The organism is Streptomyces sp. NPDC026417, assembly GCF_055567695.1.
Window position 1 is genome coordinate 1 of the sequence record NZ_JBVHPY010000095.1, and the last position, 3456, is coordinate 3456.

Genomic DNA, 3456 nt, shown 5'->3' on the forward strand with positions numbered 1-3456 from the left:
GAATCACCACGCCAACGACGAGGGGCCCTGCCTCGTCACCAGACCCGCTGATCAGCCTGTTTCACCCGCCGGCACAGGATGAAAGAGGCTCACTGGGGCTTTGCGACAATCATCTCGAGGCTCGCAACGGTAGACGTTCTCCTGCTATTCTCGAAAGCCCTACACAGTATAATCAATATAGGCTGTCGAGTGAATATCATCCCAGTCATATTGAAGAAGCGGATCTACATACATATTTGTAGTATAGTTGACGTACTGTGGGACGCCAACCTGGTCGGGCTTGGTGACTCTCTCGATCCAATCCCCGTAATGCATATGCCTAGATTCACTTTCCGCGACAAACCAGTGATAATTGGACCAGATAAGCGCGCCATTGAGCATGAGGTGAGTTTCACCGTATTCAATCGTCTCGTTTTGCTGCGGCTGTCCGGCGCTGGCCTTGTTCCAAACCTCAAAATTGGCGCGGACATAGATTCCCAAGGTCTCAATGCAGGCGCGGAGTAGGACGGTCGGGTGAACTGCCCCATCATTGAAATTCACAGTATGCCAGCTATCGCACGATACATCATTCACGATGGGCCCGTGAGGGGGAACGGGGCTTAGTGCAGAAGCCGGCTGAGCGCAGACAAGCGCCACTACTGTGGCAATGGCGACGGCAGTAAGTCTCCTGGTGAGCTTCATGATCTTATCCCTTCAATTAGGGAAATGAATGAGCTTGATTGCCCGGTCATGCCTTCGAAGGAGCCAGAGGTTCCCTGGTCCGATCTCCTCTTTAATAGTTCTATCCGGGAATGGGTGGGCACGCATGGGGGTGACACCCTTAAGATTGCACACCATGCCCGTACTTGCTTCGGGCAAGGTCGGGAGGCGCTCCCTCTGCGCCGCTGAGCAACTCGGTCGTCCGGTAGTAGCAACCTCGGTGCGGCAAGTTCGCGGAGGTTCCAGATCAAGTGCTATCTCCCTACGGGGTAGTTGGGGTGGTGCTCGCGGTTTTCGTCGGGACGGCCCCTCAAAGTTGCAGGGGACGCGGGCGAGCCGGTGGTGACGCATGAGCCAGCCGAAGGCCCGCTCGACGATCCAGCGGCGGGGGATCCCCTTGAAGCCCATGACGCCTGGCTCGCGTTGGACAACTCGACGTCGATGCCGAGGTGTGCGCCATGGTTGATGGCCTTTGGGCGGTAGCCGATGTCGGCCTATGCTTTGGTCACGCGGGGATGGGGCGGCGAAGTGAGACATCAAATGCATGCCGCCGGCGTGTCAGAGACGCTCGCCGCGGTACCCCATACGGTCAGGAGCAGACCGAGGGTGTCGACCCCGATAAGGCGCTTGAGACCTCCGATGACCTAAGGGCTTGCAGATCATCAAGGTGTTGCTTCCCGTCCCATGGCTCGTTGATGTGGCATGCGCATCCCGCACGAGATTGCAGGCCGGCGAGGAGCCTCTGGGGCGGGAGCGGCGGCCGGGCGGAGGCCGCAAGAAGGCCGCAGATCTCGATCCAGGGCTGCGACCGGCTCTCCTGGCGCTTGTTGAGCGGACGAGCGAGGCGATCCGATGTCGCCGCTGCGGTGGACGGTGAGGTCGACCCGCACGCTGGCGCGGGAGCTCGCCTGGACCGGACACAAAGTCAGTGCGGACACCGTCGCGGACCTGCTGCGGGAGGAAGGCTTCAGCCCGCAGGCCAACGCCAAGACCATCGAGGGAAGCCAACATCCCGACCAAGATGCCCAGTTCCGCTATCTCAACGAGCAGGCCAGTGATCACCGGGACGCTGGCCAGCCGGTGATCAGCGTGGACACCAAGAAGAAGGAGCTTGTCGGCGAGTTCAAGAACAACGGCCGCCAGTGGCGGCCTGCGGCTGATCCGGCGCCGGTGAACGTCCATGACTTCGCCGACCCCCAGCTGGGCAAGGTCGTCCCGTAGGGATTTACGACCTCGCGGCGAACACCGGCTGGGTCAACGTGGGCACCGATCACGACACCACCGCATTCGCGGTGGAATCGATCCGCCGCTGGTGGTGGCCAGGGTCGGGTCGCCTACCCGCAGGCGACGCGACTGCTCATCATCGCCGACGCGGGCGGCTCGAACGGCTACCGCACCCGGGCCTGGAAGCTCGAACTCGCCCGGCTCGCGGCCGAAACGGGACTGACGATCACCGTGTATCATCTGCCGCCGGGCACATCGAAGTGGAACAAGATCGAGCACCGGCTCTTCTCGCACACCACCATGAATTGGTGCGGCCGCCCGCTGACCAGCCATGAAGCATTGTCCAGTCCATCGCCGCGACCACCACCCGCACCGGACTGCGTGTCATCGCCGATCTGGACACCGACGCCTACCCCACCGGAGTCCAGATCGGCGACGCCGAGATGGCGTCCCTGCCACTGACCAGACACGCCTTCCACGGTGAGTGGAACAATGCCCTGCACCCCCAGCCCTGCCGAGCCATCCCAGCGCCCCGGGCTCCGCAAAAGCCGGCCCAGGAGTGGGACAACGCTCTCCTGTCTGACCCCGCCCTGACCGGCATGTCCCGGCAGCAACTGAGCGATCTCACCGACACTTTGGCCCTCCACAGCGACGTCAAGCGCGGTCGCCCGCCCCGGCTCGCCTCCCCCGACCAGGTCCTGGCAGCCATCCTTCACCTGCGGGGGCCGCCCTGACAGCGGAACCCCTAGTTTTCCGACTGCTCGACTCTGTCGCTCAGCGCTGCGGGCCGTGGCTTGCTGGGCGGGGTGAGGGCCTGGCCGGGATGGTCGCGGCTCAGGTAGCCGTCGTCGAGCAGGATTTCGACCAGGTCGAAGTGGCTGAAGCAACAATTGGTTCTCGACGACGCGCACACAGCGTCGTTGCGCTGTGATTCACGACAACTACTCTAGCCCAACTCGGCTCCCGCAGGCAGAAGTTGAGTAGGTACCCCTCTCTCGTACTGGCGGAGGGGTGTGCATCCTGTTCGTGACGCAGTCTGCTGCTAGTGCCGCATCAGGCAACGTTTGCCTTCATCACGACCTGGCGGAGGTGTTCGTTGGTGGCGTGTTCGTTCCGCCAGAGGATGTAGCGGCGGATCATGCTGCCCTGGGCCTTGTGGGAGGGGTGGTCGGTGCCGTCGAGGGCGAAGTAGCGCAAGGCGGTGACTGGGCCTCGATGCGGTTGAGCCAGGAGCTGTTGGTCGGGGTGTAGACGATCTCGACGTTGTTCGCGTCCGCCCATGTTCCGACTCGCTGGCACAGTTTCGTCGTCAGGTGCGGCGAGTAGTTGTCGCAGACGATCGCGATCCGCACGTCGACTGGGTGGAGTGATCGTAGGTAGCGGCAGAATTCCAGGAACGTCGACCTGTTCTTGGTCTTCTTGATGTGGCCGTAGAGCTTTCGCGATTTCAAGCCACACAACGTCATGATCACACCGGATAACAAAGTACGGCTAATTGATGTGGAGTTCTTCACTGAATTGGGCAGCGAATGC

1 protein-coding gene and 4 pseudogenes are annotated in these 3456 nt (G+C 61.8%); 1 reads left to right on the forward strand and 4 read right to left on the reverse strand.

Annotation, left to right across the window (positions count from 1 at the left end):
* Positions 1 to 159: 159 nt before the first annotated feature.
* Together ACZ4NT_RS38990 and ACZ4NT_RS38995 are read right to left on the reverse strand one after the other, a co-directional pair.
* Positions 160 to 681: a hypothetical protein gene (locus ACZ4NT_RS38990; RefSeq protein ID WP_467730164.1), complete on the reverse strand. Its 522-nt coding sequence runs from the start codon at positions 679 to 681 to the stop codon at positions 160 to 162.
* A 345-nt stretch (positions 682 to 1026) separates the two neighbouring features.
* Positions 1027 to 1340: pseudogene (locus tag ACZ4NT_RS38995) on the reverse strand (transposase family protein); the annotation flags it as partial.
* Between the two features lie 80 nt (positions 1341 to 1420).
* Here ACZ4NT_RS38995 and ACZ4NT_RS39000 point away from each other — a divergent pair.
* A pseudogene (locus ACZ4NT_RS39000) lies at positions 1421 to 2645 on the forward strand (ISAzo13 family transposase); the annotation flags it as partial.
* 35 nt (positions 2646 to 2680) lie between these two features.
* On the opposite strand, the pseudogene ACZ4NT_RS39005 reads toward ACZ4NT_RS39000, so the two are convergent.
* Both ACZ4NT_RS39005 and ACZ4NT_RS39010 read right to left on the reverse strand, forming a co-directional pair.
* A pseudogene (locus ACZ4NT_RS39005) lies at positions 2681 to 2809 on the reverse strand (transposase family protein); the annotation flags it as partial.
* 167 nt (positions 2810 to 2976) lie between these two features.
* A pseudogene (locus ACZ4NT_RS39010) lies at positions 2977 to 3374 on the reverse strand (transposase); the annotation flags it as partial.
* Between the last annotated feature and the right edge of the window lie 82 nt (positions 3375 to 3456).